Raw genomic sequence first — 23555 nt, 5'->3', positions numbered from 1 at the left:
TCTTAGCTGCGGCCGTCGTCATTGCCCTGTCTGGATATCCGGATGTCGCGGTGAATAGAGACGCTCATCAACAGGCCGAAACTGACCAGAATTGTCATCATGACCGTGCCGCCATAGGATACGAGGGGCAGGGGAACTCCCACTACCGGGATCAGACCCATCACCATGGCAATGTTGATAAAGACGTACAGGAAGAAGGTCGAGGTCACACCAATCGCCACTAGGCGTCCGAACTGGTTCTGACAGCGCAGGGCGATGACATAGCCATAGGTGATGACCAGCGCATAAAGCCCCAGCAACGCCATCCCGCCAACAAGACCGAATTCTTCGCCCAGCATGGTAAAGATAAAGTCGGTTTGTTTTTCCGGCAGGAAGTTCAAATGGCTTTGCGATCCCAGCATGAAGCCCTTGCCAAACAGCCCGCCAGAGCCAAGTGCGATCTTGGACTGGGTAATATGATATCCAGCCCCCAGCGGATCATTTTCCGGGTTGAGGAAGGTCAGAACACGGTTCTTCTGATATTCACGCAGGAACTGCCAGCCGATCGGAACGGCGGCAAGCGCACTGCCCAGAACGAGGGCAAATTTCCATATCCGAACACCCGCCAGCCAGAAAATCACACCGCCACCGGCAATCAGAAGCAGCGTCGTGCCCAGGTCAGGCTGGCGTAACACCAGCGCGGACGGGGCCGCCACCATCAGGATCGGCGGGATCAAAAGCGTGATGCGCCCGACATCCTCGGCCGTCAGGCCATGGAAATACCGCGCAAGTGCCAGAACCAATGAGATTTTCATCAGCTCGGATGGCTGGAGCTGGAAGAAGCCCAGATTGATCCAGCGCTGTGCGCCCATGCCGATGTCACCCTTGATCTCGACCGCAATCAACAGGATCAGCGCGACAAAATACGAGAAATAGGCAAGCTTCAGCCATATGCGTATGTCGGTCACAGCAATGATGATCATTAACGTAGCCCCGACGGCAAAACGCATCATCTGACGTTCCGCCCATGGCTGGAGCGATCCGTTGGCCGCCGAATACAGCATGGCAAAACCGATCCCTGACAGGGCGGCAATCAGAAAAACAAGCGTCCAGTTCAGCAACAGTAGCCGGCGCCCAATCGGGACGTAGTCAGGATCTTCACCAATGCGGTATCTGCTTGCGGCCATGGCTTAACCCTCGTCCTGATTGGTTTGGGACTGATCCCGGCGCAGATTTGCGCTGTTGGCCGGATTGGCAGCAGAAATACCCTGGCGGGCGGATTGAAGTTCCTGTGCCTTTTGCAACAGGTCCCGGACAACCGGCCCGGCAACGCTTGAACCGCCGCCGCCATGCTCAACAACCACCGCACAGGCATAGCGCGGATTATCGACCGGGGCGAAGGCGACAAACAGGGCGTGGTCACGGTATTTCCATGGCAGGACGTCGTTATCGAGAACACCGGTGGTTTGGCGTTCGCGCATGGTAATGCGTCGAACCTGACTGGTGCCACTTTTGCCAGCCATTTCCATGCCCTCGGTTTTAATGCGTGCACGATGGCCAGTGCCACGCAGTTCGTTGGTCACGCCATTCATGGCATCACGCACGCGCGCAAGGTTGGCACGGCTGACCTGAAGTTCGGGGAATTCTTCCGTTTGCCGGCTGGTGACACCTTCCGGGGTGACATTATCGCGCGTCAGGTGCGGGCGCACCGCCTTGCCCGATGCCAGTCGTGCCGTCATCGTGCAAAGCTGCAGTGGCGTTGCCAGAACATAGCCCTGCCCGATAGAGGCAATCAGTGTTTCACCACCCTGCCAACGCTTGCCCAACTGGACTTCCTTCCAGTCCTTGGTCGGGATCAGCCCGCTTCGCTCGTTGGGAAGGTCAATACCGGTATCTTCGCCAAGGCCAAGCTTGTGCGCCATGGCTGAGATCCGGTCGATCCCGATTTTCTGAGAAATCTCGTAATAGTAGACGTCACAGGAATGCTTGATGGAATCATGCAGATCCATCCAGCCATGACCACCACGTTTCCAGCAGTGGAAGCGCGCATTGCCAAGATCCAAATGCCCGTTGCAGAAGAATTTCTGATTGGGCGTGATGATCCCGGCTTCGAGCCCTGCAAGGGCCACACACATCTTGAAGGTCGAGCCCGGCGCATAGGTACCATTAACCGCCTTGTTTGACAGCGGGGCGTAAGGATTGTTGACCAGACTGTTCCAAAGCTTGTGCGAAATACCGTTGGTGAAGGCATTCGGGTCATAGGTCGGGTGGGATGCCAGTGCCAGCACTTCGCCATTATGGATGTCCATGACAACGGCGGATGCGCTTTCCTTGTCGGACAGGCGCTGATTGGCATAGCGCTGCAAATCCAGATCAAGCGTCATGACGACCGTGTTGCCACTGTCGCCTTCTTCACGTTCCAATTCGCGAATGACACGTCCAAGCGCGTTGACTTCGACCTGGCTTGTCCCGGCCGTCCCACGCAGTGCAAGATCATAAACCTTTTCAACGCCGCTTTTGCCGATGGTAAAGCCCGGCAATTCCAAAAGCGGATCGCCCGTCAGTTCCTTTTCCGAGACTGCCGCAACATAACCAAGTGAATGGGCAAGATGCGGGCCTTCCGGATAGTCGCGCGACCGTCCGGCATCAATGATCAGGCCCGGAAGATCAGGCGCGTTGACCCCGACGCGTGCGACTTCGTCCCATGTCAGGTTGTCTCGCACCGTGACGGGTACGAAGGAACGCCGGCGGGCAACGTCACGCTCGACGCGTTCGATGGTGTCGGGGCCCAGTTCGATAATCTGATCAAGGATTTGTAGCGTGCGGCGGACATCGGGTGTCTGCTCGCGCACGATCATGATGTGATAGTTCTGCCGGTTGACGGCAAGCGGGGCACCAAACCGGTCGGTGACCAGCCCGCGCGGTGGCGGCAACAAGCGATGCGAGATGCGGTTTTCATCAGCTAGCGTCTGGTAGCGATCACTTTCAAGCACCTGCAGGTAATACATTCGCGCGGCAAGACCCGTCAGCAATACACCCTTGCCCGCGCCAAGCATCAGGGCGCGTCGGGTAAATAGTCTGAACCGGTCTGAGTCACGATGCCACATGGGCGATGGATACCTGTTTTGGGTCAGTTGCCGTAAGGCCGGGCGGTCAATTTCTGGCCCGTTTTAGCCCGCTTGAACCGGGATGAAAACCACCTTCTGCCAGCATAGTGGATAGCCGTTGCCAAATCATCAATATCGCGCAGATTCTTGCCAGCGCAAGGCCGGCTAGACATAGCGCAGAAGACTGTTCTGGGCGCGCGCCAGTACCCAGGCCACAATCGGGAACAGCGCAGCGGTCAGAACATAACTGATCATGGTGGCCTTGATCGGTAGCAGGGCGCCAATCAGGGCCGAGCTCAACAACCACTGCACCAGAAGTGTCGGAATGGCGACAAGCGCAAATCCCCACCACATGACGCTAAATGGCTTGTTGTGGAAAAAGCGCCCCTGACTTGCCGATCCGGTCTGAACCAGCAACAGAACCAGCGAGCTGACGCCAAGCGGCAAGCCCATCAAAAGGTCCTGCAAAAGCCCCAGGAAAAAGGCAGTAACGCCGGTCAAAAGATCAGGACGGTTCACTGACCAATAGAACACAGCCATCAATGCCAGCGCCGGTGATGCGGTCGAAAGCAGTGGCACACTGATCGGCAGAAGGTTGATCAACAGAAGGACAAAGACACTAAAGGCTGGAAAAAGGCCGCGCGCAATAATGTCCAGTCGCTGCCAGACGCCGGGTTTCACTGGGCTTCCCCTGCCGCATTGGGGGAGGGGGCGTCACGGGCTGACTGGGCTTCACTTCCTGCCGGGTTGGCTGGCACAATTCCCACACCGTCGGGAATGTCGGGCGACACTTCTGTCGTGTTTCCATTGTTCGCCGGCTGGCTTTGCTCGATACGGTCGTTGCTCAGAATGCCATGCAGGCCGTAATCGGCAACACGCAGATATTCAAGCTGATGGCGGCGGAACATCGGCGCGACGCGAACCGCATTTTCCGAAACCGAGGACACGATACCGATCGGAATGCCCGGCGGGAAGGCGCCACCATGACCAGACGTCAAAATGCGGTCCCCCGGTGCGACAGCGGCATCGGCTGTCAGGAAGGTCAGAAGCGGACGGTTTGTGTTGTCACCCGAAAGAAACGCACGGTCGCGGGAGTTCTCGACCACGACCGGCACACGCGAGTTGATATCGGTAATCAGAAGAACACGCGACGCCTGATATCCGGCCTCGGCCACACGACCGATCAGGCCTTCGTCGGAAATGACAGCCTGTCCCTTGGAGACACCATCACGCGATCCGGCTGAAATCATGACGCTATGGGCATAGGCACCGCCCATGTCGGCAATCACGCGCGATGTCACCAGTTGCAGCGCCGGTGGCGAGGTATAGGTCGCAAGGTCGCGCAGGCGGGCGTTTTCATGTGAAAGATTACGTGCGGCTTGCTGCCAGACCAGCAATTGCTGGTTTTCTCGGCGCAGGCGCTCGTTCTCTTCATAGAGATGGGCAAGGTTGTAAACCTTGTCGGTCAGTTCATTGATGCTGGCAGCGGGACGGGAAACGATATTCATGACCGGGGATACGAGATCGGCCGACGCCGCACGAATACGTTCGATCAGAACAGTATCGGCCTTGCCCAGAAGCATCAGGCCGAAAGCCGAAAAAATCAGCAATATGAAAGCGAAGCGGTGAAGGGCCGTGCGTAACGGCGAAAAGATACGCTGCTGCGGACCACCATGCTGTGCCAATGTATTCCCCGCGAATTCCCAAAAGGTTGCTCATCATCCCGTGCGGGATATTCAACCATAACGAAATCACCGAGTCGCGTCCAGTAAGGATACGACCCGGTGATGATAATTCAAGCCGACCTTGTTTAGTATGCTGTGTGCAGAACGTTACGCAGCATTTTCTTTTCTTCCAGCGCGCGACCGGTACCCAGTGCAACGCAGGAAAGCGGATCGTCTGCAATCGAAACCGGAAGACCGGTTGCATGACGCAGAACGTAATCAAGGTTACCAAGCATCGCGCCGCCACCGGTCAGGACAATGCCCTTGTCCACGATGTCAGCAGCCAGTTCCGGCGGGGTCTGTTCGAGGGCGACCTTGACCGCCTCGATGATTGCCGATACCGGCTCTGCAAGGCTTTCTGCGATTTGACGCTCAGAAATCAGCAGTTCCTTCGGAACGCCGTTCATCAGGTCGCGACCACGGATTTCAACCGTTGCGCCATCACCGTCATCCGGGGCGCAGGCCGAGCCGATTTCTTTCTTTATACGTTCCGCGGTGCTTTCACCAACCAGAAGGTTATGCGTACGACGGATATACGCGATGATCGCTTCATCCATCTTGTCGCCACCAACGCGGACCGAACGCGCATAGACGATACCGCCCAGCGACAGAACGGCAACCTCGGTGGTGCCACCGCCGATATCAACAACCATGGAGCCGGTCGGCTCGGTGACCGGCAGGCCGGCCCCGATTGCAGCGGCCATCGGTTCGTCGATCAACCAGACCTTGCGGGCACCAGCACTTTCAGCACTTTCCTGAATGGCGCGGCGTTCAACGGCGGTCGAACCGGACGGAACGCAGATGATCACTTCCGGGCTCGCGAAGTTGCGGCGGTTGTGAACCTTGCGGATGAAGTGCTTGATCATTTCTTCGGCGATGTGGAATTCCGCAATAACGCCGTCACGCAGCGGGCGGATCGCCTGAATGTACCCCGGGGTACGACCGAGCATTTGTTTGGCTTCTTCACCAACTGCAAGAACCTGTTTCTTGCCTTTTTCGTCGGTGATGGCCACCACGGATGGTTCGTTCAGGACAATGCCACGTCCCTTGACGTAAACCAGTGTGTTTGCGGTGCCCAAATCCACCGCCATGTCGGAGGATAAAACCCCAAGAAGCTTGGAAAACATTCCTGCCCTATGCCACGGTTAATAGTAAAATCTTGAATGCGAATGTACCGGCTTTGATAGCGCAAGGATTAAGCCGATGCACGAATAATCTGCTCAGGGGATTGAGGAATAATTAAGGCGCGTAATTTTCCTGAATTTACACGTCAAAAACATGATCAGGAATATGATCTTGGCGGATAAGTTCAATTTTCCCCAAGCGATATATCACGTTGTCCTAAGGTTGCATAATCATCAACTCTTGGGCGTTGGTGGTAACTGCGACGTGCTTTGCGACGCAATGCGAGTCGCTGAGATACCATGAGTAACCTGATGAACAACCTCATGGCTCAAAACGACGAAGGGGCAGCAAAAATGCCACCCCTTGTCGTGTTGTCGGTGTGAAACCGGATCAGGATGCCATGGCGTCCGGTGCGGTCTTCTTGCTCTTTTCGATCAGCTTGTTCACCGCGGTGACATAGGCAATGCAGGACGCGACGACCGTGTCGGTGTCCGATGCGTTGCCAACCACGGTGCGATCTTCACCGTCGAGCTTCACGGTCACAGTGCCCTGTGCATCGGTGCCCTCGGTAACCGCATGGACCTGATAGAGCTTCAGGCGCCAGTCATGCGGATAGATTTCCTTGATCGCGTTGAAGGTCGCATCAATCGGGCCATCACCGGTGGTTTTGGCTGTGCGGGTTTCGCCATTAACGGTCAATTCCAGTTCCGCGGTCTGCGGACCCTTGGAGCCACAGGTTACGGTCAGGCCAACAAACTTGATGTGTTCGTTGTCACGCAGGCCGTCATCAACCAGAGCTACGATATCGTCGTCATAGACTTCTTTCTTTTTGTCGGCCAATTCCTTGAAGCGTGCGAATGCATCCTCGATCGCGTTGTCGCCCAATTCGGCAAAGCCCAACTCCTTGAGCTTTTCCTTGAAGGCATGGCGACCGGAATGCTTGCCCATCACCAGGCTCGATTTGTTCAGGCCAATCGATTCCGGCTTCATGATTTCATAGGTTTCGGAATTCTTCAGGAAACCATCCTGATGGATGCCGCTTTCATGGGCGAATGCGTTTGCGCCAACAATCGCCTTGTTCGGCTGCACGACAAAGCCCGAAACGGCTGACACCAAGCGCGATGCGCTCATGATTTTGGTGGTGTCCAGACCCGTGGTGAACGGGAAGGCATCGTTACGGGTGTTGATCGCCATGACGATTTCTTCGAGTGCGGCGTTACCCGCACGTTCGCCCAGACCATTGATGGTGCATTCGATCTGACGGGCGCCGGCATTGACCGCCGAGATCGAGTTGGCAACCGCCATGCCCAGATCGTTGTGGCAGTGAACTGACAGGATCGCCTTGTCGATGTTCGGCACCCGGTTGATCAGCATTTTCATCAGATCGGCATATTCGGTCGGCGTGGTGTAGCCGACGGTGTCCGGAATGTTGATCGTGGTGGCACCGGCATCAATGGCGGCTTCGACGCAACGGCACAGGAAGTCGTGCTCGGTACGCGAACCGTCTTCTGCCGACCATTCGACATCATCGGTAAAGTTGCGCGCCAAGGTCACGCTTTCGATCACCTTTTCCAGAACGCGTTCTGGCTCCATCTGCAATTTGTATTTCATATGCAGCGGGCTTGTGGAGATAAAGGTATGGATACGCTTGTTCTCGGCCGGTTCCAATGCCTCGGCGGCGCGTTCGATATCGCCCTTGGCCGCACGGGCCAGCGAGCAGATGGTCGGGCCGGAGATCTGTTTTGCGATTTCATTGACGGACTGGAAGTCGCCGTTCGATGCAATGGCAAAGCCCGCTTCGATAACATCAACCTTCAATTCCGCCAGCGCCTGCGCCACGCGCAGTTTTTCATCAAGCGTCATCGAAGCACCCGGGGACTGTTCCCCATCACGCAAGGTGGTGTCGAAAATGATGACGCGATTGTCGTTTGCACTAGCCATTGTCTTGTTTCCTGATCATTCGGGTCTTTGCCCGGTATGTGAATTCTGTCTGGAAGGAGTGCGGGCCGTCTGGCGCGACTTTTTCCCCTGAGCTGCGGCTAATGGATCGACATGATTTGCGTGTGATCCGGACCGGCATGGTTCGCTCAGGGGCGAGTAAGTCGTAGAGCACCTAGCTCTGCTAGACCAAGGAGACCGGAAATTAGGTTGAGGGCAGACAGCGCAATGGTGCGCGAAGCGCTGGCTTCGGCACGGTCGGCATATGCATCAATGTTGCAAATGTCTGCGGTCATCGGTCTTCATCAATTGGCTTAGGATGCCAGCCTTTGCTGGCGACGCCCCCAATTTCGTCGCGGGGCCGCTTCAGGTCAAGTAATTTTTGTACCTTTTGGTCTGTTTTTTGAGTGGAATTTAGCGAGGCCGGATTGCGCGGGTCGGTCCGATGGGGCTTTTCCCAACAATACAGCCTTGTTTTTGGTGGCAAACCGACGCCGTGACGGGGATGTGAAGGCGGCCATGCCAAAAAGAGACTGGTCGGGATTTCACTTATGGGTTAGTCATTTCCGCCCTGACGCCGTCATGCCCCAAAAATGACGCTCAGGACACGGCGCCACCCAAGCCACAGGAAACGTTATGCTGAGTTTGTCGTTGATCGGGGCTTTCATCCCCACGGCCTTCTTTGTCTCCATCACGCCGGGCATGTGCATGACACTTGCGCTGACCCTTGGCATGACAATTGGTCTGAAGCGTACGCTTTGGATGATGATGGGTGAGCTTATTGGTGTTGGCATCGTTGTTGTTGCGTCTGCGCTTGGTGTCGCCGCCGTCATGCTCCAGTACCCGGCGGTCTTTGCGGTCTTCAAATATATTGGTGGTGCGTATCTGGCGTGGCTTGGTATTCAGCTTTGGCGGTCGCGCGGGCGGATGGCCATTTCGGCAGAGGTCGAAAGTGCCAAGACAGCCTCGGCCGGCGGATTGGCTGCACAGGGCTTTGTAACAGCAATTGCCAACCCGAAGGGTTGGGCGTTCATGATTTCCCTGTTGCCGCCCTTCATCAGTCTTCAGCATGCCATTGCACCGCAGCTTTCGGTGCTGGTCGCGATCATTCTTGTCACTGAACTGATTTGCATGACGCTTTATGCGACGGGCGGTCGTTCACTGCGCAAGTTCCTTGAAAAAAGCGGCAATGTCCGCATTCTCAACCGGGTTGCCGGCACATTGATGATTGGTGTGGGTGTCTGGCTTGCGACCAGCTGAACGTGCCTTTTTGCCGATTGCGCAAGCGATCAGCACTATGTCTAATGGTGCACGCGAGGTTTGATGTTTGTTTTGTTGTCTGATTCCAACCATATGTAATCAAACAACTGTTTGAGGGTTTCCGACCATGCGTGAAATACGCTGCATCGTTTTTGAGGACGGCGAACTGATCAAGGCCATTCTGGCCCATGGTCGGCGCACAGGGAAAACACTTCCGGCTGGTCAGATCAGCAGTTTCGAAGTCGAACGCAAACCGGAAGTCATCGCACGTATGACGATTACATCCGACGAAGGACAAAAGGCCATTGTCCCGACCGCGGGGGCGGAGCTGGCGGCAGCAATGATTGCTTATTGCATCGATCGCAAGGTGCCTGTTCCGGCCAATGCATCCAAGTCGATTGCCGTTCTTGACGATCATATCGCGCTCAAGATCACGATGACCGGTGATCAGACCGGCTAGGTTTTCTGATCAAGCGACCTGGAAAAAGCCCATATGACAAAAGGCGCGCTAAACAGCGCGCCTTTGTTCATTTCGGGGAAGACCGGGCAGGGCTTACCACTGCATCATTTTGCCTTTGAGCTTGCCCATGCGTTCGTCTTCGTTCTTGAAGTTATGCTGTTCGGAAACGCCATCCTGCACCTTGGTCATCAAAAGCCATTGCTTGACCTTCATGAAGCGCGGGGCCAAGAACTGATAGGTCTCTTTGACCAGATTGACGGCCTTGGGGCCGCGTTCCAGTTCGAGTTCTTCCCACTGTTCAATCAGCGGCTGCCAGGCGCGCAGACGTTTATAGAGGTCGTCACGCTGGCTTCGGATGTACTGGCGCTGGGATGTGAAGTTGCGCAGAACCGACATGATTTCCCCGGTATTGGCGTCCAGCTCGTCAAACGTGGTTTCGAACTTCTTCTTGGCGTCATCAAGCAGGCGAATGGCCTGTGTTACGGTTTCCAGAACACCTTTTTCATGGGCATAGATGCGGCGCAGTTCCTGCATCTTGCGATCCACCATCAGGATCTTGTGATATTTCACGCGAAGCGTCTCGATATAAGACAGCTCGTCTGCGACCTGATGGACAAGGTTGACCACTTCCTCGCGGTTTTCCTTCCCCATGCCAAGCTTCTCGGCAACTTCGTCAAAGGCCTGGTTGATCTTTTTCTTGGTGTTCGGATCTTCGGCGATCTGCATCAGTTCGTCCGGGTCGGTGATGAGCTCCTCGCTCCCCGACATCCAGGTCACCAACTGCATGGTAATACGGTTATAGGCAATCGCCTTGTGGTCTTCGTCAACAGCCCAGGATGCTTCGCCAGTCAGGACTTCGCGTGGCAAATTATCGCCTGGGCGCAGGACGTTGATGAAGTTCAGCGCCTTGTCGATCAGGTTGATCAGATCGCCATCCTTGGATTCCGGGTCGATATCGAATTCCCGGCAAATCGCTTTAAGCGGCAAAGACACAACCGATCCTTCTGCCATTTTCAGGACAAAAAGAGCTTCGTCTGAGACATCAGACTTCTGAAAGTGGCATTCTTCGAACGTTTTGAAAATCTTGTGCTCAAGCTCGATCTTACGTTCGTTACTCGGTGTATTCATCTGCTTCTCCGCCCTGCAAAGCCAGCGCACCACATTACCATGTTGTACATGACAAGCCCGATTGTTAGATCATCGGTCCTGTTCTTTTGGCCTATTCGGACACGTGTGTTAGCTCGGTGTTTTGTTGGTTATTATTCTTGTTTTTATGGTCTGTCTCTCTGTTATCAGAGATGTATTTATTTATGTCCTGTTTTGGTGCATTCCGCAGCGGTTTGTCTATTGGACAATGCAGGTATTTCGACCATCCTGCTTAGCCATATAAAGTGCTTTGTCTGCGCGGTCCACAAACTCCAGTATATTCTCTCCAAGATGATAGGCCGTCAAGCCAATTGAAACGGTTAACTTGCCGAAATCCTTGCCGGTTTTCTTGTTGATAATATGCTGGTTTGAAACGTTTTGTCGCAACTTGTCGGCAAGTTTTTGCGCGTTGTCGGCGGCCGTATCGGGCAGAATGATCGCGAATTCCTCGCCGCCATAGCGCGCAACCGTATCCGCCCCCTTGGTTGAACTGACCAGAACCCGGGCCACAGCTTTGAGAACCCCGTCCCCGGCGCGGTGCCCGAAATTGTCATTGAAATCCTTGAAGTGGTCGATGTCGATCATCAAAAGCGACAGCGGCGCACCGGATTCCATGGTCGTCGTCACGGCATCACGCAAAGAGGAGTCAAAATTCTTGCGGTTGGCAATCCCGGTTAGGGTATCGGTCAACGCATCGCGACGGACAAGCTCAAGTTCGGTGCGCACCCGAAGGACTTCCTTGTGATATTCCTCAAGACTGCCATTAAACGAGCTGTAGGTATCGCGCGCCTTGGTCGATTTCTCCGAAAGATCGCGACTGACAGAGCGCGCTTCTTGTAAGGTAATGTCATCGGCCAGCAGTTGCTGTGATGCCACATCAATCTCGCCGCAGAAGACATCGGTATCGCGCATCACTGATGTGACGGCCTGTTCGACCCGCTCGACCGCGGACTGAAGTCCCTCGACCCCTTGTTTGAGATGCTGCTGCATCGCGTGGGTGCCAAGATATTTGTGGTAAATCCGAAACACCGTCTCTTCATCAAGGTCCTGCGTGTTGCGGATCAGAACCTTGATCAACTGGCTGAGTTCGGGAACCTCATCGGTCAGATAGCTGTAAAATACATGATAAACCTGTGGCGTAGGCTGCAGGTTGAGTTCGTTAACGAGCGCCATAACGCTATGAGCAATATCGCGCGGGTTCGCGATCTTGGTTGTCGCTGTCACTGCCTGTTATCCGATCCGAATTCCATACCCATTCAGTTAACGGTGTCCCAATTTCAACCCCGCACCGTTATTAACCGATGCTTTAGGTTGCTCGTACACAATTGAGTGTAATTTATACGTTTTCTATACTGTTATCTCTATCATCGTCTAAAGCATAGGGCTTTGTCACGCAATTCTACCCCAGAGAAAATGACAAAATCAGTCATTTCGAATAAATGGGCCGCTAAGCCTTTGATGACAAGAGTTTCTTGCACAAGTTTTTTGAAGGCCGGCAAGGAAGTCACACAGAAAGCTGGTGTCGCAAAAGGGGATGGATGAATGATGGTATCGCATCTTGTTTTTCGTGCAGTCCAAGTGCTTTCATCCGCTACGATTTTGCTTGTCCTGAGTGCGGTGCCACTGCGCGCAGATGAACAGAAATCCGACGACGTCACTGTGTATGGCGAGGTCAAAGTCGGCAATGTCGCTGTTGTCTCACCTCGCTGGCTATCGACGCTCGATGCTGCGCAACGCACATTCTATGATGCGCTTCTGGCTGCACCCAAAATGGCCTGGAATGACGGTGTCCCGTTTGACCGACTGATGGGGCTTTATGAAAGCGACGATTTCGATTGCATTGTTGGCGAATCGCAGAGGCCAATTGTCGGCGCCATTCACTCGAACTACGACATTCGCTTCGAGATGGTCGTTTATGGGCGGCGCGGCGAAAACCTGTTTAATCACAATGTCATTTCTGTTGGATATCTGGCGACCCTGCCAAAATTCAATCTCCCCTTCGAACAGCCTATTGAGTGGGTCGCGCTGCGCACCATCAATCAGGGGGCAGATCTGGTCAAAATCGGACGCCTCGATGTTTTGATTGCCCATGCTGGCCTTTTTGCCACGGACCCGGAATTGCAGACCGCGCCGCTACCGCCGGTTCATGTCGTTGATTTGACGCTGCAATGTCATGACACGCCACTGAATCGTGCGTTTGTCGCGGCACTCGATCAGCGGATTCATTACCTGCGCAATGATCACAATAGTGACAACGACTTGATCCCCAGGGTTTATGCCCATTGAGTGAGTGCCTTTGTTGCTGGCGCATCTGGTAATCGGGATGGACGACCACATATGGCTATAAAAGGCCTGCTATGCCGTGATGCGCTGCGCGCGGCGTCAGCCCGATAACCATAAATTCAGGGCGTTCAAGTGATCCGAAACTTCAATCGAAAAGCACGATGGATGGTGTTGGGGGTGATGGGTGTTATGGCCCTGGGCTTTGGCGCCTCTGCTGCGCAGGCGAACGATGCGGTCAGGGTTGCAAGCAATATCGTGTTTGACGCCAAATGGGGGCGTTATGCGCTGCCGGCACAGCGCAAATTTATCACGCTCCTTGGGGCGCAGATGCGCCCGGTGGCGTTCGATGTGTTTCCCTATAACCGGTTTCGCGATGCCCTGGATAGTGGATTGACCGATTGTGTTCTGGCCTCGCGCCCGGCCACTTTTGAAAACACCATCGCATCTGACAGTACGGTTCGGTTTGAACTCAGGGTGTTTCAGCGTGTCGGCATTGATATTCGCGCATTGCCCAAGGTGGATGTGGGGATCCTTGCCAATTTGCCACGACCGGAACTTTCGCTGCGCGGGGAGGTCGTCTGGCATGACTTAAGCAGTCTTGAGCAGGCCGTCGACCTTCTGGTTGCCAACCGTCTGACAGGGATCATCGGGGACAGCACCAATATCCGCATGTTTGGTCGGACCGATATCGTCGCGGCCGATTTGCCCCCGGTGATTGTGGTCGATCTGTCGCTGATTTGTCGCGACACAGAACCTTTGCGGGAATTCGTATCTGCGTTTGATTTATCTATGGGTGTATCCGGTTCAGGCCGGTTGCATCCCGGTGATAGACATCACATGGCGAATAATATCTGGTAGTGAAAAAAGAACTTAATACATGAATCCATTGCACTAAGCCAAAATTTCGGTAATTATTGAAACGATGCAGTGCATCTTTCAAGTGCGTGGTTGCTTTCTGGTTGATGGTAATTGTGCTCTTGCGCGGTGTAAGGCAGGGACTGTTTTCAAGCATTTCTGACTTTGGAAATGCGCATACTAAACTAAGGACGACTACGGATATGGCTACCGGAACGGTTAAGTGGTTCAATGCGACCAAGGGTTATGGCTTCATCACCCCGGACGAGGGCGGCAAAGATGCATTCGTGCACATTACCGCTGTTCAGCGTGCTGGTCTGCAGGGACTTGATGAAGGGCAGAAAATTCAGTTTGAGCTGATTGAAGGTCGCAATGGCCGCATGTCGGCAGAAGAACTCGCCATTCTCTAAATTTCTATCTGGCTTGCAGCTTTCTTTGCTGACAACCGTTAACGCGCCGGGTTTCCGGCGCGTTATGCGTTTCTGGGCCCAGGTTTTTGATGTAGCCTCCCGGAACGACTTTGATAAAACCGGCAAACTTTCCAGGCATTCATGATCCTTGATCTTCCCGCTGCACCCGCCACCGGTGACGCAACCAGCCAGTCAGAATGGCGCCACGCTGTCAGACGGGCCTTGCTGGGCTGGCGCGCAGGCCTTGATGCGGCGACCCATCATCAACTCTCCGATAAAATTCGCACACAGTTTGCGACGTTCCTGGCCGATCACGGCAATACCAATGTCGGTTTTTACTGGCCAATCCAGAACGAGATCGATGTGCGTCCGGTGATCGAAGGGCATATTGCATCCGGTGGCAGGGCGGCCTTGCCAGTGGTACCGGGCAAGGATCAACCGATGGTCTTTCAGGCATGGACACCAGATACCGAAATGGTGCCGGGCTTTGCCCGTATCCCGGAACCCAGGGGAACAGACGTGGTTTCTGTCGATGTTCTGCTTGCCCCGCTTGTCGGGTTTGACGGGCAGGGCTATCGGCTGGGCTATGGCGGTGGTTTCTTTGACCGGACATTGGCGGCATGTGATCCCAAGCCACTGGTCATTGGCATCGGCTTTGAGGCAACCCGTCTTGATGACATTTTGCCCCATCAATATGACGTCCCGGTCGACGTGTTGATCACCGATCAGGGGATCACCCGGATCGCTTAATCCTCCCGACGGCTTTCTGATGTGCGATCGCGTTCATAGTGATGCTTGATCGGAAGTTCAGGCAACCAGGCTTCTCGCCGGATCGTCCAGAGCTCATAGGTCGGAATGAATTGGTCCGGGGCGTCAAAGGCGCCCAGATGCACCTCGATCTCGTCCTCGGTGCGCGAAAAGACCGATGACCCGCACGCCGCACAGAAATGCCGTCCCTGAAAGCTTCTTGTTTCCCCGTCAACCTTGACGGCCTGATCGGGAAACACGGCAGAGGCATGAAACAACGCCCCGTGATGCTTGCGGCAATCAAGACAATGACACAGCCCGACCCGATAGGGTTCGCCTTCGGTCGTAAATCGGATCTTGCCGCACAAGCAGCCACCGGTCGCGGTTTTCATATTCTGCCCCAATCGCGATAAATAATGCGGGACTCTAAAACGAAGTGGGACAGGCGGCAATTATGCTGCTGTCTGAAATGGGTAAGGCTTTTGGGAATTTTAGGCTCTAAAGGATATAGACATATTGCATGTCTTTCACAGACCGCCTCCGCATAGCTTCGGCGTGTCAGCCTTCGCCATTTATGGATGTGTGGCGACTATTCGGCTAGCCAAGCCGTAGCCTACTTTAAGTAGGCGAAGGCTGGCTGGGGAACCTGGATTCGAACCAGGACTGACGGAGTCAGAGTCCGTAGGTCTACCGTTAACCTATTCCCCAGCAGGACTTTGCGTACGCCGATATTCGGCGCTGCGGAGCAGTTTCCTAATGGATCAGGATGTGCTTGTCAAGCTGTAGCAGTAAGCTTCAAATCACCACCAACACAAGCAGCTTTGCTAATCTGATTTAAGTTTCGATATCAGATCAAGTACATCGCCGGAACAACCCGGATGACTGAAATCCAGGGCGCCAACTCCGACTAGCCGTCCGACCGTGTCGCAATAGTTCTGCAAGCATTCAAAGAAGGAAACGACATCTTCTGATGTGTGACTGCCTAAGCTCTCTCCAGCCAAAACACTATCCGTATCCAAATGAGACACAAGACGATTGCGAGCAGTTTGAACAAGGGATCTGTATCTCATAATTTCGTCGGAATACTCTTTTAGCTCCTCGCTGAATAAACGATTTTTCTCAAGCTCATGATTTATAGAATCCAAGGTGAGGTTGCTTCTTTTTCCCGTCTTTGCTGGGTCGGTTATCTTGCAAACTTGGAGAAAAATGTACTCGATCAGAATTCGGTTGAGGTCACTGAAAAACAAAGGAGCGCTATTGTGTAGGAGTTGAGCAGTTCCTTGGCCGCTTTCAAACAATTGTTGAAAGGTATAGTGGGTTTGCTTGAGCCATATGCACTCAAGCCGGAAAGCTTCGAATTCTTTTTGCAGTTTGTTCATCCCTAAAAATGCCTCTTGCAGAAAGCTCTGCCCGAGCCAGTTTTGAGGTATCTTTCAAAAGCAAAAGCCTTATCGGCATCTTCAAAGCCAAAGAAATTTACAATTTTCCATGGCCCATAGTTTGCGGTGTGCCTGGAGCCTGAGCTGCTTGGTTCATTGTTATGGCGTTTCAGACGCGCTTCCACATCGTGTGTGCAACCGATGTAGTACTTTTCTGGGAATTTAAGGCTTTGAAGAATATAGACATATTGCATGTCTTTCATAGACCGCCTCCGCATAGCTTCGGCGTGTCAGCCTTCGCCATTCATGAATGTGGGGCGACTACTTGGCTAGCCAAGCCGTAGCCTACTTTAGTAGGCGAAGGCTGGCTGGGGAACCTGGATTCGAACCAGGACTGACGGAGTCAGAGTCCGTAGGTCTACCGTTAACCTATTCCCCAACAAAACTTGGTCCACCGTGCACGACATGCGGCGCGGTGTGGGCCGCTATGTATAAAACCCGCCCGGTTTTGGCAACCCCTTTTTTGTTTCGATCTGTTCAACCATGCGATTACAGCATACGGGATTTGCCTTGCGGGGGATTGTCGTTACACTCATATAGTTGATTCGCAAGATCGTCACATAAATGTCTTGATGATCAGCGATACGGAATATGCGCACGCAACAAAAGGCAGGTTTTCGAAAGGTGAAGCACGTTTCTCCCCATAGCAACACGCACAGGGCCAGCAGCCCGGCAGGCGGCGCTGCAATGGGCGGGCATGCCGTGCTGGATGGTCCGGACAAACCGGGCATGCCGCAACCGGGAACCGCCGTTCACGTGCCGGATCATGGTGGCAAATCGTCACGCATGGTCGATTGCATCACCGCCCCGATTTATGCCGCGATTGATCTTGGCAGCTCAAACTGCCGACTTCTGGTCGCGCGTCCCTGTAATGATGGCTTCAAGGTCATTGATGCCTTTTCGCGCGTTGTCCGCCTTGGTGAAGGTGTTCGTGAAAAGGGCTATCTGTGTGATGCGGCGATGGATCGCGCAATTGACGCGCTGCGTGTCTGTGCCAAAAAATTGCGCCGCCATCCCGGTGCGAAACTGCGTGCGGTCGCGACCGAGGCCTGCCGCAGTGCCGATAACCGCGAAGAGTTCGTGCGTCGCGTGTTTGATGAAACCGGTATTTCACTTGATATCATCAACCCGGATGAAGAAAGCCGCCTGGCGCTTCAGGCCTGCTCGGCACTGCTTGATGAGCGCCCCTATGCGGTGGTGTTCGATATTGGCGGTGGCAGTACCGAGATTTGCTGGATCAAGGTGGATAAAACCGGCAAGACCCAGTGCATTGAAACGCTTTCGATGCCGTGTGGCGTTTTGTGCCTGACCGAACGGTATGCCACGGTTGAGGAACGCCGCGAACGGTTTGAAGCCATGCGCAGCGAAATCCGCCAGCGTCTCAAAGAATTCGCGCAGCGCAATTGCTGCTCGGACATGCTTGATGATGACAAGGTCCAGATGGTTGGCACATCGGGCACCGTCACCACATTCTGTGGCATTGCCCTTGGTCTTGAACGGTATGAACGCCACAAGGTTGATGGGTCAGATCTGCGCTTTGATGATGCGGAACGCGTGACTGAATTGCTGTTGCGGATGGGATCGGATAAGCGCAAGGGCCATCCTTGCATCGGTAATCAGCGTGCTGAGTTGATGGATGCCGGCGCTGCGATCTTTGCCGCGATTCGTGATATCTGGCCGCTGGCGACGCTCAAGGTTGCCGACCGTGGCCTGCGCGAAGGCATTCTGGTCGATTTGATGCGTGCAGACGGCCATGCTATTGACCCGTGCGACGCACGCCGTCATACAGTGTCCCATATTCCGGCTTCCTCCTGATCGGTTGACGTTTGTGTCCCGACAGGTTTGACCAAAACAGAATTCAGTTCAGGATAGATCATGAGCGACAATCGCAGCGGAAAAGGCGGGCAGCGCCGCCGCAAGGGTTCGGCCATTGCAGCCATCGATACCGGCGCACGCCGTGGCCTGCGCACGCGGGTGAAAAGTGCCAAGGGGCGCAAGCTGTCCTCGACGCGCTGGCTCGATCGCCAGCTCAATGATCCCTATGTGCAGGAAGCCAAACGCTTGGGCTATCGATCCCGCGCGGCCTTCAAGCTGATTGAAATCAACAACCAGTTCGATTTGCTGAAACCCGGCATGCGCATTGTTGACCTTGGCGCCGCCCCGGGTGGCTGGACGCAGGTCGCGGTTGATATGGTCGGCTCCAAACATGGCAAGGGTCAGGTCGTTGGCCTTGATATCCTTGAATGGGAAGGTATTTCGGGTGCGACCTGTTTGCAGGCCGATTTCCTCGACATCCAGGCGCCCGACATGATTAAGCATGAATTGCAGGGCCCGGTGGATGCCGTGATCTCCGACATGTCGCCGGAAACCACCGGCCATCGCCAGACCGACCATATCCGGATTATCGATCTAGTCGAACATGCGCTTCTGTTTGCCGAAGAAGTTCTGGCACCGGGCGGCATTTTCATCGCTAAGGTGTTCAAGGGCGGAACGGAGAATGACCTGCTTGACCGCGTGAAGAAGAATTTCCGCGTCACCAAACACGCCAAGCCGCCGGCATCGCGCCCCGAAAGCCCCGAGGCCTATCTGATTGCAACCGGCTTCCGCGGGCAGAACAACGCCGAAGACGACATCAAGAATGCCGAGATTCGCGAAGACGACAGCTGGTCGCCTGTCGAATAACAGGCGAAAAATTATTCCAGTATCCACAAGGTGCTAGACTGGAATAGTTATAATTCTTCAGGCATTGTTGCGTTACATCAAACCCTGATCAGGCTGTTGGCTTTAATGATCAGAGGGCAAGGTAAAAACCTTGCAGAATGGGTGGAACGGGCCATGTGGGGTGGCCATTGCTTGTGGGAATTATCTGATGAAACAGGACAACTTAAGCCTGACAGGTGTGGAGCGTCATTTTGACGAGCACGAGATCATTGTCTCCAAGACCGATCTCAAAGGCAGAATAACCTATGCTAATGACACGTTCCTGCGTGTCGCCGGATATCGGGAACGCGATATCCTTGGTCAGCCACATAGCATCATCCGACATCCTGACATGCCCAGATCTGTTTTTGCCCTGCTATGGCAAACCATTGAGGCTGGGCGCGAGATTTTCGCCTATGTGATCAATCGCAGCGCCAATGGTGATCATTACTGGGTTCTGGCCAATGTCACGCCGACCTTTGGTCCGGATGGCAAAATCATCGGATATCATTCCAACCGTCGTGTGCCGCGCCGTGATGCGGTTGACAAGGTCATCCCGCTCTATAAGGCGCTTTGTGACGAAGAAGCAAAGGAAGCCAACCGCAAGGAAGGCATGGCGCGCGGGATCAAGATGGTCACTGGCCTGCTTGCCGATGCCGGGATGGACTACGACCAGTTCGTCTTCAGCCTTTAGGGCCTGTTCTGGCGCTTGCCCGAAAGCCTGCATTCGCAGAAACAAAAAAGGGGCTTGCCTGACGGCAGCCCCATCGACCAGTTTCTAACGGAATGCGCAAAATAAAGCATCAATAAAATCACAGGGCTGTTATGGGCGCACAAAACTTGGCATTTGGGGCATAACGTGTATAAATTCCGCGCCAACTCAGATTAACGAGGTGGCCAGATGACCCGCATTGCCGAAGCCCTGACGTTTGACGACGTATTGATCAAACCCGCAGCATCAGAAGTGCTGCCTGCTCAGGTGCAGACCAACACCCGCATTACCAAGAATATTGAACTCAAAATCCCGCTGCTTTCCTCGGCAATGGATACCGTTACCGAAAGCGCAATGGCGATTGTCATGGCACAGCATGGCGGCATGGGGGTCATTCACAAGAACCTCGATATCGCCCAGCAGGCCGAAGAAGTTCGCCGTGTGAAAAAGTTCGAATCGGGTATGGTCGTTAACCCGATCACCATTCATCCCGATCAGACGCTGGCAGATGCGCTCGACCTGATGGATGCCAACCACATTTCCGGTATTCCGGTTGTCGAGCGTGGCTCGAACAAGCTGGTCGGTATCCTGACCAACCGTGATGTGCGTTTCGCATCCAACCGGTCGCAGCCGGTTTCCGAACTGATGACCCATGAAGGTCTGGTCACGGTGACCGAGAATGTCGAAACGATCGAGGCCAAAAAGCTTCTTCACCAACACCGCATTGAAAAGCTGCTTGTGGTTGACGAGGCCTATCGTTGCACCGGCCTGATCACGGTCAAGGACATCGAAAAAGCCAAGCTGCACCCGAACGCCTGTAAGGATGAAAGCGGTCGTCTGCGCGTTGCTGCGGCAACGGGTGTCGGGGAATCCGGTTTCGAACGTGCCGCCGCCCTTGTTGAGGCCGGTGTGGACGTTCTCGTTATTGATACCGCACACGGCCATTCGGCGGGTGTGATCAAGGCGGTCGAGCAGATCAAGGCACAGGTTGGCGACACCCAGATCATTGCCGGTAACGTTGCAACTGCCGACGCCGTCAAGGCCCTGGCAGAAGCCGGTGCCGATGCCGTCAAGGTCGGTATCGGCCCGGGCTCAATCTGTACGACCCGTATCGTTGCCGGTGTTGGTGTCCCGCAGCTGACCGCCGTTCTTGAATGTGGTGAAATGTCGCAAAAGCTTGGTGTGCCGATCATTGCCGATGGCGGCATCAAGTTTTCCGGCGATATCGCCAAGGCGATGGCAGCCGGTGCAAATACCTGCATGGTCGGCTCGCTTCTGGCCGGTACCGACGAGGCACCCGGTGAAGTCATCCTCTATCAGGGCCGTTCCTACAAGTCTTATCGCGGTATGGGCTCGGTCGGTGCTATGGCACGTGGCTCGGCGGATCGTTACTTCCAGCAGGACGTTCAGGATAACCTGAAACTGGTTCCCGAAGGCATTGAAGGTCGCGTTCCCTACAAAGGCCCGGCTGGCCAGATCATTCACCAACTGGTTGGTGGTCTTAAGGCATCGATGGGCTATACCGGTTCAGCAACCCTTGCCGACTTCCGCGAGCGTGCCGAGTTTGTCCGCATCACCAATGCGGGCCTGCGTGAAAGCCATGCCCATGATGTGACCATCACCCGCGAAGCGCCGAACTATCGTCCGGGCGGCTGATTGGGTTTTGCGCCTGCTGATTGGCGGATCAGCCCTGCGTTTGACGCTGTTGGCGAATGGTTCTTGCCATGATATGAGGCGCATTCAAATTTCGATGACGGCAGGTCTTCCTGCCGTCATCAGCTTTTTTATCGTAAGGTGTTGGTGTGCTTCCCATATGCGAAGCAGTTCATCACCCGCAAACAGGTTGGATTTTTCGCTTTGAAACCCGGTGCCCGCATAGCAGCCGTTATCGAACTTTACGATGGCTGGACCCATAACCGAGATGACGCCGACCGCGTTGTGTCAGGCTATTTCGGATCACGCCGGTATATCGGTGGCGGGGATCGTCGTGAAATCAGCGAACGTTTCTATAACCTGATCCGCCATCAGGCCCGTCTGGGCTGGTGGCTGGCAGAATGCGATTATCAGTTTCAGGACGGCCGCGCGCGCATGATCGCCGAGCTTGTCCTGCATGACGGCATGGACCGCGACACCATCGAGGGCCTGTTTAACGGCGATCAGTTCTGCCCCGATGAACTGCGCCCGAATGAACGGCATCTTGCCAACAAGCTTGCTGGCAACAGCCTTGATCACGATGCGCAGCCAGGTGCGGTCAAAACCGAACTGCCGAAATGGCTCTATGCGGAGCTGCTCAAGCTCCATCATGAAAATCTGGCAGACGAAATGGCGGCTTATAACCAGCCGGCCAAGCTTGACCTGCGCGTCAATCGCCTGCGGGGTTCCGTCGAAGACGCGATCAAATCGCTGAAATCCGATGGCATCAAGGATATCGAACGCACGCCTTATGCGCCCAATGGTCTGCGCCTGCCGCTTGGTCTCAACATGCTGGTGACCAAGGCCTATAAAGACGGCCTGATCGAAATTCAGGACGAGGCATCCCAGATCTGCGTCAACCTTGTGGGCGCCAAGCCCGGCATGACGATCCTTGATATGTGCGCAGGCGGTGGCGGCAAGACGCTTGGCATGGCCGCAGACATGCGCGGCAAGGGCCGCATTCTTGCCTGCGATACCCATGGTGGTCGTCTGGACAATGCCCGCAAACGTGCACGCCGCGCGGGCGCAGGCGATTGCATTCAGCAGCGCATCATTGCCGATGAACGTGACAGCTGGCTGCGTAACAAGTCAGGCTTCTTTGATCGCGTGTTACTGGATGTACCGTGTTCGGGTCTTGGGACGCTGCGTCGTAACCCGGCACTGCGCTGGCGCATCGGGCAGCGCGATCTGCGCGCCCTGATGGCCCAGCAAAGCAAAATTCTTAAGGCCGGTGCGGCCAAGGTCACCAGGGGCGGACGCCTGATTTATGCGACCTGCTCGATCATGCCCGAAGAAAATGAACGTTTGATCGAAACCTTCATGCGTGACCGCAAGGACTTCAAACCTGTGCCGATCAGTGAAATCTGGCCGGACGCGCCGAAATCGGTGCCAGTCCCGGGCGGCAAGGACAAGCCCTGGCTGCGTCTGTCGCCGAATGTCCATGGCGCGGATGGCTTCTTTGTTGCCGTGTTTGAACGCACGGCAAAAGGCAAGGTAAAGTAATGGCACTGGTGGGCATGGCATATGAAATCCAAGCCAAGCCTCATACCGCCCTTACTCTGCCTGTAAAGGAAAAGGCCCTGCGAGTGGTGCTCGCAGGGCCGATTTTGTTTAACCGTGAACGCAAGAATGCGTTACTCGGTGGACTGAACCGGTTCGTCAAAGATGCTGCCGGTACCGGTCGCGTTGCCATCGCCTTTGGATGCGTCGCCGTTCTCAAGGTTTTTCATGCCCGGAACGATTTCCTCGACGCTATCGGGGATCAGGCTTTTGCTGCTTTCGCTCGGTGCGGCTTCTTCGCTGTTGATGACGGGCAGGGTGGTGCCGCCGCCTTTCTGGGTCATGGCAATGGCGGTTGCCGTACCCGCAATCAGGATAAGGCCCGCAACGGCCATGGCGATTTTACTGCCGGTAGAACTGCTCATGATAATGTGTCCCTTGCTCTGCGTGATCGTGTGCTGCTCATGCTTGGACGGGG

23 protein-coding genes and 2 tRNA genes are annotated in these 23555 nt (G+C 54.8%); 11 read left to right on the top strand and 14 right to left on the bottom strand.

The annotated features are described in order from the left end of the window. Window positions 1-2: 2 nt before the first annotated feature. The 6 genes from rodA to ACXAF0_RS14645 all read right to left on the bottom strand — a co-directional run bounded on the left by rodA (window position 3) and on the right by ACXAF0_RS14645 (window position 7876). Window positions 3-1166 carry a rod shape-determining protein RodA gene (gene rodA, locus ACXAF0_RS14670; protein WP_475346596.1) on the bottom strand — a complete coding sequence of 388 codons (1164 nt, stop codon included), beginning with the start codon at window positions 1164-1166 and terminating at the stop codon, window positions 3-5. 3 nt (window positions 1167-1169) lie between these two features. Then, window positions 1170-3086 carry a penicillin-binding protein 2 gene (mrdA, locus tag ACXAF0_RS14665; protein WP_475346595.1) on the bottom strand — a complete coding sequence of 639 codons (1917 nt, stop codon included), beginning with the start codon at window positions 3084-3086 and terminating at the stop codon, window positions 1170-1172. A gap of 165 nt (window positions 3087-3251) precedes the next feature. Next, window positions 3252-3767, bottom strand: coding sequence for a rod shape-determining protein MreD (gene mreD, locus ACXAF0_RS14660; RefSeq protein WP_475346594.1), 516 nt, complete (start codon window positions 3765-3767; stop codon window positions 3252-3254). Continuing rightward, window positions 3764-4771 (bottom strand): rod shape-determining protein MreC, encoded by a 1008-nt coding sequence (gene mreC, locus ACXAF0_RS14655; RefSeq protein WP_475346593.1) that lies wholly within the window; start codon window positions 4769-4771, stop codon window positions 3764-3766. Before mreC ends, mreD begins: the two co-directional genes overlap by 4 nt. Window positions 4772-4896: 125 nt before the next feature. Beyond that, window positions 4897-5937, bottom strand: coding sequence for a rod shape-determining protein (locus ACXAF0_RS14650; protein WP_008892088.1), 1041 nt, complete (start codon window positions 5935-5937; stop codon window positions 4897-4899). Between the two features lie 388 nt (window positions 5938-6325). Beyond that, window positions 6326-7876 (bottom strand): 2-isopropylmalate synthase, encoded by a 1551-nt coding sequence (locus tag ACXAF0_RS14645; protein WP_475346592.1) that lies wholly within the window; start codon window positions 7874-7876, stop codon window positions 6326-6328. A gap of 633 nt (window positions 7877-8509) precedes the next feature. Here ACXAF0_RS14645 and ACXAF0_RS14640 point away from each other — a divergent pair. Both ACXAF0_RS14640 and ACXAF0_RS14635 read left to right on the top strand, forming a co-directional pair. Then, entirely contained in the window at window positions 8510-9133 is a 624-nt protein-coding gene (locus ACXAF0_RS14640) for a LysE family translocator (protein ID WP_475346591.1), read from the top strand. Window positions 9134-9260: 127 nt separating this feature from the next. Next, complete coding sequence (locus ACXAF0_RS14635; protein WP_475346590.1) at window positions 9261-9593, top strand: hypothetical protein; 333 nt, start codon at window positions 9261-9263, stop codon at window positions 9591-9593. Between the two features lie 93 nt (window positions 9594-9686). Here ACXAF0_RS14635 and ACXAF0_RS14630 read toward each other — a convergent pair whose 3' ends face one another. Both ACXAF0_RS14630 and ACXAF0_RS14625 read right to left on the bottom strand, forming a co-directional pair. Continuing rightward, a complete protein-coding gene (locus tag ACXAF0_RS14630) occupies window positions 9687-10721 on the bottom strand; it encodes a hypothetical protein (RefSeq protein WP_475346589.1) in 1035 nt (344 codons plus the stop codon). Window positions 10722-10937: 216 nt separating this feature from the next. Further along, complete coding sequence (locus ACXAF0_RS14625) at window positions 10938-11963, bottom strand: GGDEF domain-containing protein (protein ID WP_475346588.1); 1026 nt, start codon at window positions 11961-11963, stop codon at window positions 10938-10940. Window positions 11964-12281: 318 nt separating this feature from the next. On the opposite strand from ACXAF0_RS14625, the gene ACXAF0_RS14620 reads away from it, so the two are divergent. From ACXAF0_RS14620 to ACXAF0_RS14605, 4 genes are all read left to right on the top strand, one after another. After that, window positions 12282-13025: a hypothetical protein gene (locus ACXAF0_RS14620; RefSeq protein WP_475346587.1), complete on the top strand. Its 744-nt coding sequence runs from the start codon at window positions 12282-12284 to the stop codon at window positions 13023-13025. A gap of 177 nt (window positions 13026-13202) precedes the next feature. Next, entirely contained in the window at window positions 13203-13880 is a 678-nt protein-coding gene (locus ACXAF0_RS14615) for a hypothetical protein (RefSeq protein ID WP_475346586.1), read from the top strand. Window positions 13881-14080: 200 nt separating this feature from the next. Next, window positions 14081-14287: a cold-shock protein gene (locus tag ACXAF0_RS14610; protein ID WP_008892097.1), complete on the top strand. Its 207-nt coding sequence runs from the start codon at window positions 14081-14083 to the stop codon at window positions 14285-14287. Window positions 14288-14428: 141 nt separating this feature from the next. After that, window positions 14429-15037, top strand: a complete 609-nt coding sequence (locus tag ACXAF0_RS14605; protein ID WP_475346585.1) for a 5-formyltetrahydrofolate cyclo-ligase — start codon at window positions 14429-14431, stop codon at window positions 15035-15037. On the opposite strand, the gene ACXAF0_RS14600 is transcribed toward ACXAF0_RS14605, so the two are convergent. The 5 genes from ACXAF0_RS14600 to ACXAF0_RS14580 all read right to left on the bottom strand — a co-directional run bounded on the left by ACXAF0_RS14600 (window position 15034) and on the right by ACXAF0_RS14580 (window position 16852). Further along, complete coding sequence (locus tag ACXAF0_RS14600; protein WP_475346584.1) at window positions 15034-15426, bottom strand: GFA family protein; 393 nt, start codon at window positions 15424-15426, stop codon at window positions 15034-15036. The two genes, ACXAF0_RS14605 and ACXAF0_RS14600, sit on opposite strands and share 4 nt — an antisense overlap. Window positions 15427-15668: 242 nt before the next feature. Further along, window positions 15669-15742: transfer RNA gene (locus ACXAF0_RS14595), tRNA-Gln, on the bottom strand. Window positions 15743-15858: 116 nt separating this feature from the next. Beyond that, a complete protein-coding gene (locus tag ACXAF0_RS14590) occupies window positions 15859-16413 on the bottom strand; it encodes an AbiU2 domain-containing protein (RefSeq protein WP_475346583.1) in 555 nt (184 codons plus the stop codon). 2 nt (window positions 16414-16415) lie between these two features. Continuing rightward, on the bottom strand, window positions 16416-16676 hold the full coding sequence (locus ACXAF0_RS14585; protein ID WP_475346582.1) for a GIY-YIG nuclease family protein: 261 nt from the start codon (window positions 16674-16676) through the stop codon (window positions 16416-16418). 102 nt (window positions 16677-16778) lie between these two features. After that, window positions 16779-16852, bottom strand: a tRNA-Gln gene (locus ACXAF0_RS14580). Between the two features lie 245 nt (window positions 16853-17097). Between ACXAF0_RS14580 and ACXAF0_RS14575 the strand changes: the two genes are divergently transcribed. From ACXAF0_RS14575 to ACXAF0_RS14555, 5 genes are all read left to right on the top strand, one after another. After that, complete coding sequence (locus tag ACXAF0_RS14575) at window positions 17098-18288, top strand: Ppx/GppA phosphatase family protein (RefSeq protein ID WP_475346581.1); 1191 nt, start codon at window positions 17098-17100, stop codon at window positions 18286-18288. 60 nt (window positions 18289-18348) lie between these two features. Further along, window positions 18349-19155 carry an RlmE family RNA methyltransferase gene (locus ACXAF0_RS14570; RefSeq protein WP_475346580.1) on the top strand — a complete coding sequence of 269 codons (807 nt, stop codon included), beginning with the start codon at window positions 18349-18351 and terminating at the stop codon, window positions 19153-19155. A 187-nt stretch (window positions 19156-19342) separates the two neighbouring features. Then, window positions 19343-19867: a PAS domain-containing protein gene (locus ACXAF0_RS14565; protein ID WP_475346579.1), complete on the top strand. Its 525-nt coding sequence runs from the start codon at window positions 19343-19345 to the stop codon at window positions 19865-19867. 207 nt (window positions 19868-20074) lie between these two features. Continuing rightward, window positions 20075-21541 carry an IMP dehydrogenase gene (guaB, locus tag ACXAF0_RS14560; protein ID WP_475346578.1) on the top strand — a complete coding sequence of 489 codons (1467 nt, stop codon included), beginning with the start codon at window positions 20075-20077 and terminating at the stop codon, window positions 21539-21541. Window positions 21542-21742: 201 nt separating this feature from the next. Then, window positions 21743-23080: an RsmB/NOP family class I SAM-dependent RNA methyltransferase gene (locus ACXAF0_RS14555; RefSeq protein WP_475346577.1), complete on the top strand. Its 1338-nt coding sequence runs from the start codon at window positions 21743-21745 to the stop codon at window positions 23078-23080. 131 nt (window positions 23081-23211) lie between these two features. On the opposite strand, the gene ACXAF0_RS14550 is transcribed toward ACXAF0_RS14555, so the two are convergent. Continuing rightward, window positions 23212-23502 carry a hypothetical protein gene (locus ACXAF0_RS14550; protein ID WP_475346576.1) on the bottom strand — a complete coding sequence of 97 codons (291 nt, stop codon included), beginning with the start codon at window positions 23500-23502 and terminating at the stop codon, window positions 23212-23214. Window positions 23503-23555: the final 53 nt, after the last annotated feature.

This window comes from Thalassospira sp. ABD4_177 (assembly GCF_056160125.1).
Note: the sequence above shows the minus strand (reverse complement) of the source record. Positions and strands in the feature narration are given on the sequence as shown.

What these genes read in the sequence shown, in the direction of transcription:
- rodA (WP_475346596.1), bottom strand. Translation starts at nt 1,166, where the DNA reads ATGGCCGCAAGCAGATACCGCATTGGTGAAGATCCTGACTACGTCCCG.
- mrdA (WP_475346595.1), bottom strand. Translation starts at nt 3,086, where the DNA reads ATGTGGCATCGTGACTCAGACCGGTTCAGACTATTTACCCGACGCGCC.
- ACXAF0_RS14650 (WP_008892088.1), bottom strand. Translation starts at nt 5,937, where the DNA reads ATGTTTTCCAAGCTTCTTGGGGTTTTATCCTCCGACATGGCGGTGGAT.
- ACXAF0_RS14645 (WP_475346592.1), bottom strand. Translation starts at nt 7,876, where the DNA reads ATGGCTAGTGCAAACGACAATCGCGTCATCATTTTCGACACCACCTTG.
- ACXAF0_RS14640 (WP_475346591.1), top strand. Translation starts at nt 8,510, where the DNA reads ATGCTGAGTTTGTCGTTGATCGGGGCTTTCATCCCCACGGCCTTCTTT.
- ACXAF0_RS14635 (WP_475346590.1), top strand. Translation starts at nt 9,261, where the DNA reads ATGCGTGAAATACGCTGCATCGTTTTTGAGGACGGCGAACTGATCAAG.
- ACXAF0_RS14630 (WP_475346589.1), bottom strand. Translation starts at nt 10,721, where the DNA reads ATGAATACACCGAGTAACGAACGTAAGATCGAGCTTGAGCACAAGATT.
- ACXAF0_RS14620 (WP_475346587.1), top strand. Translation starts at nt 12,282, where the DNA reads ATGATGGTATCGCATCTTGTTTTTCGTGCAGTCCAAGTGCTTTCATCC.
- ACXAF0_RS14615 (WP_475346586.1), top strand. Translation starts at nt 13,203, where the DNA reads ATGGGTGTTATGGCCCTGGGCTTTGGCGCCTCTGCTGCGCAGGCGAAC.
- ACXAF0_RS14610 (WP_008892097.1), top strand. Translation starts at nt 14,081, where the DNA reads ATGGCTACCGGAACGGTTAAGTGGTTCAATGCGACCAAGGGTTATGGC.
- ACXAF0_RS14605 (WP_475346585.1), top strand. Translation starts at nt 14,429, where the DNA reads ATGATCCTTGATCTTCCCGCTGCACCCGCCACCGGTGACGCAACCAGC.
- ACXAF0_RS14600 (WP_475346584.1), bottom strand. Translation starts at nt 15,426, where the DNA reads ATGAAAACCGCGACCGGTGGCTGCTTGTGCGGCAAGATCCGATTTACG.
- ACXAF0_RS14590 (WP_475346583.1), bottom strand. Translation starts at nt 16,413, where the DNA reads ATGAACAAACTGCAAAAAGAATTCGAAGCTTTCCGGCTTGAGTGCATA.
- ACXAF0_RS14585 (WP_475346582.1), bottom strand. Translation starts at nt 16,676, where the DNA reads ATGAAAGACATGCAATATGTCTATATTCTTCAAAGCCTTAAATTCCCA.
- ACXAF0_RS14570 (WP_475346580.1), top strand. Translation starts at nt 18,349, where the DNA reads ATGAGCGACAATCGCAGCGGAAAAGGCGGGCAGCGCCGCCGCAAGGGT.
- ACXAF0_RS14565 (WP_475346579.1), top strand. Translation starts at nt 19,343, where the DNA reads ATGAAACAGGACAACTTAAGCCTGACAGGTGTGGAGCGTCATTTTGAC.
- guaB (WP_475346578.1), top strand. Translation starts at nt 20,075, where the DNA reads ATGACCCGCATTGCCGAAGCCCTGACGTTTGACGACGTATTGATCAAA.
- ACXAF0_RS14550 (WP_475346576.1), bottom strand. Translation starts at nt 23,502, where the DNA reads ATGAGCAGTTCTACCGGCAGTAAAATCGCCATGGCCGTTGCGGGCCTT.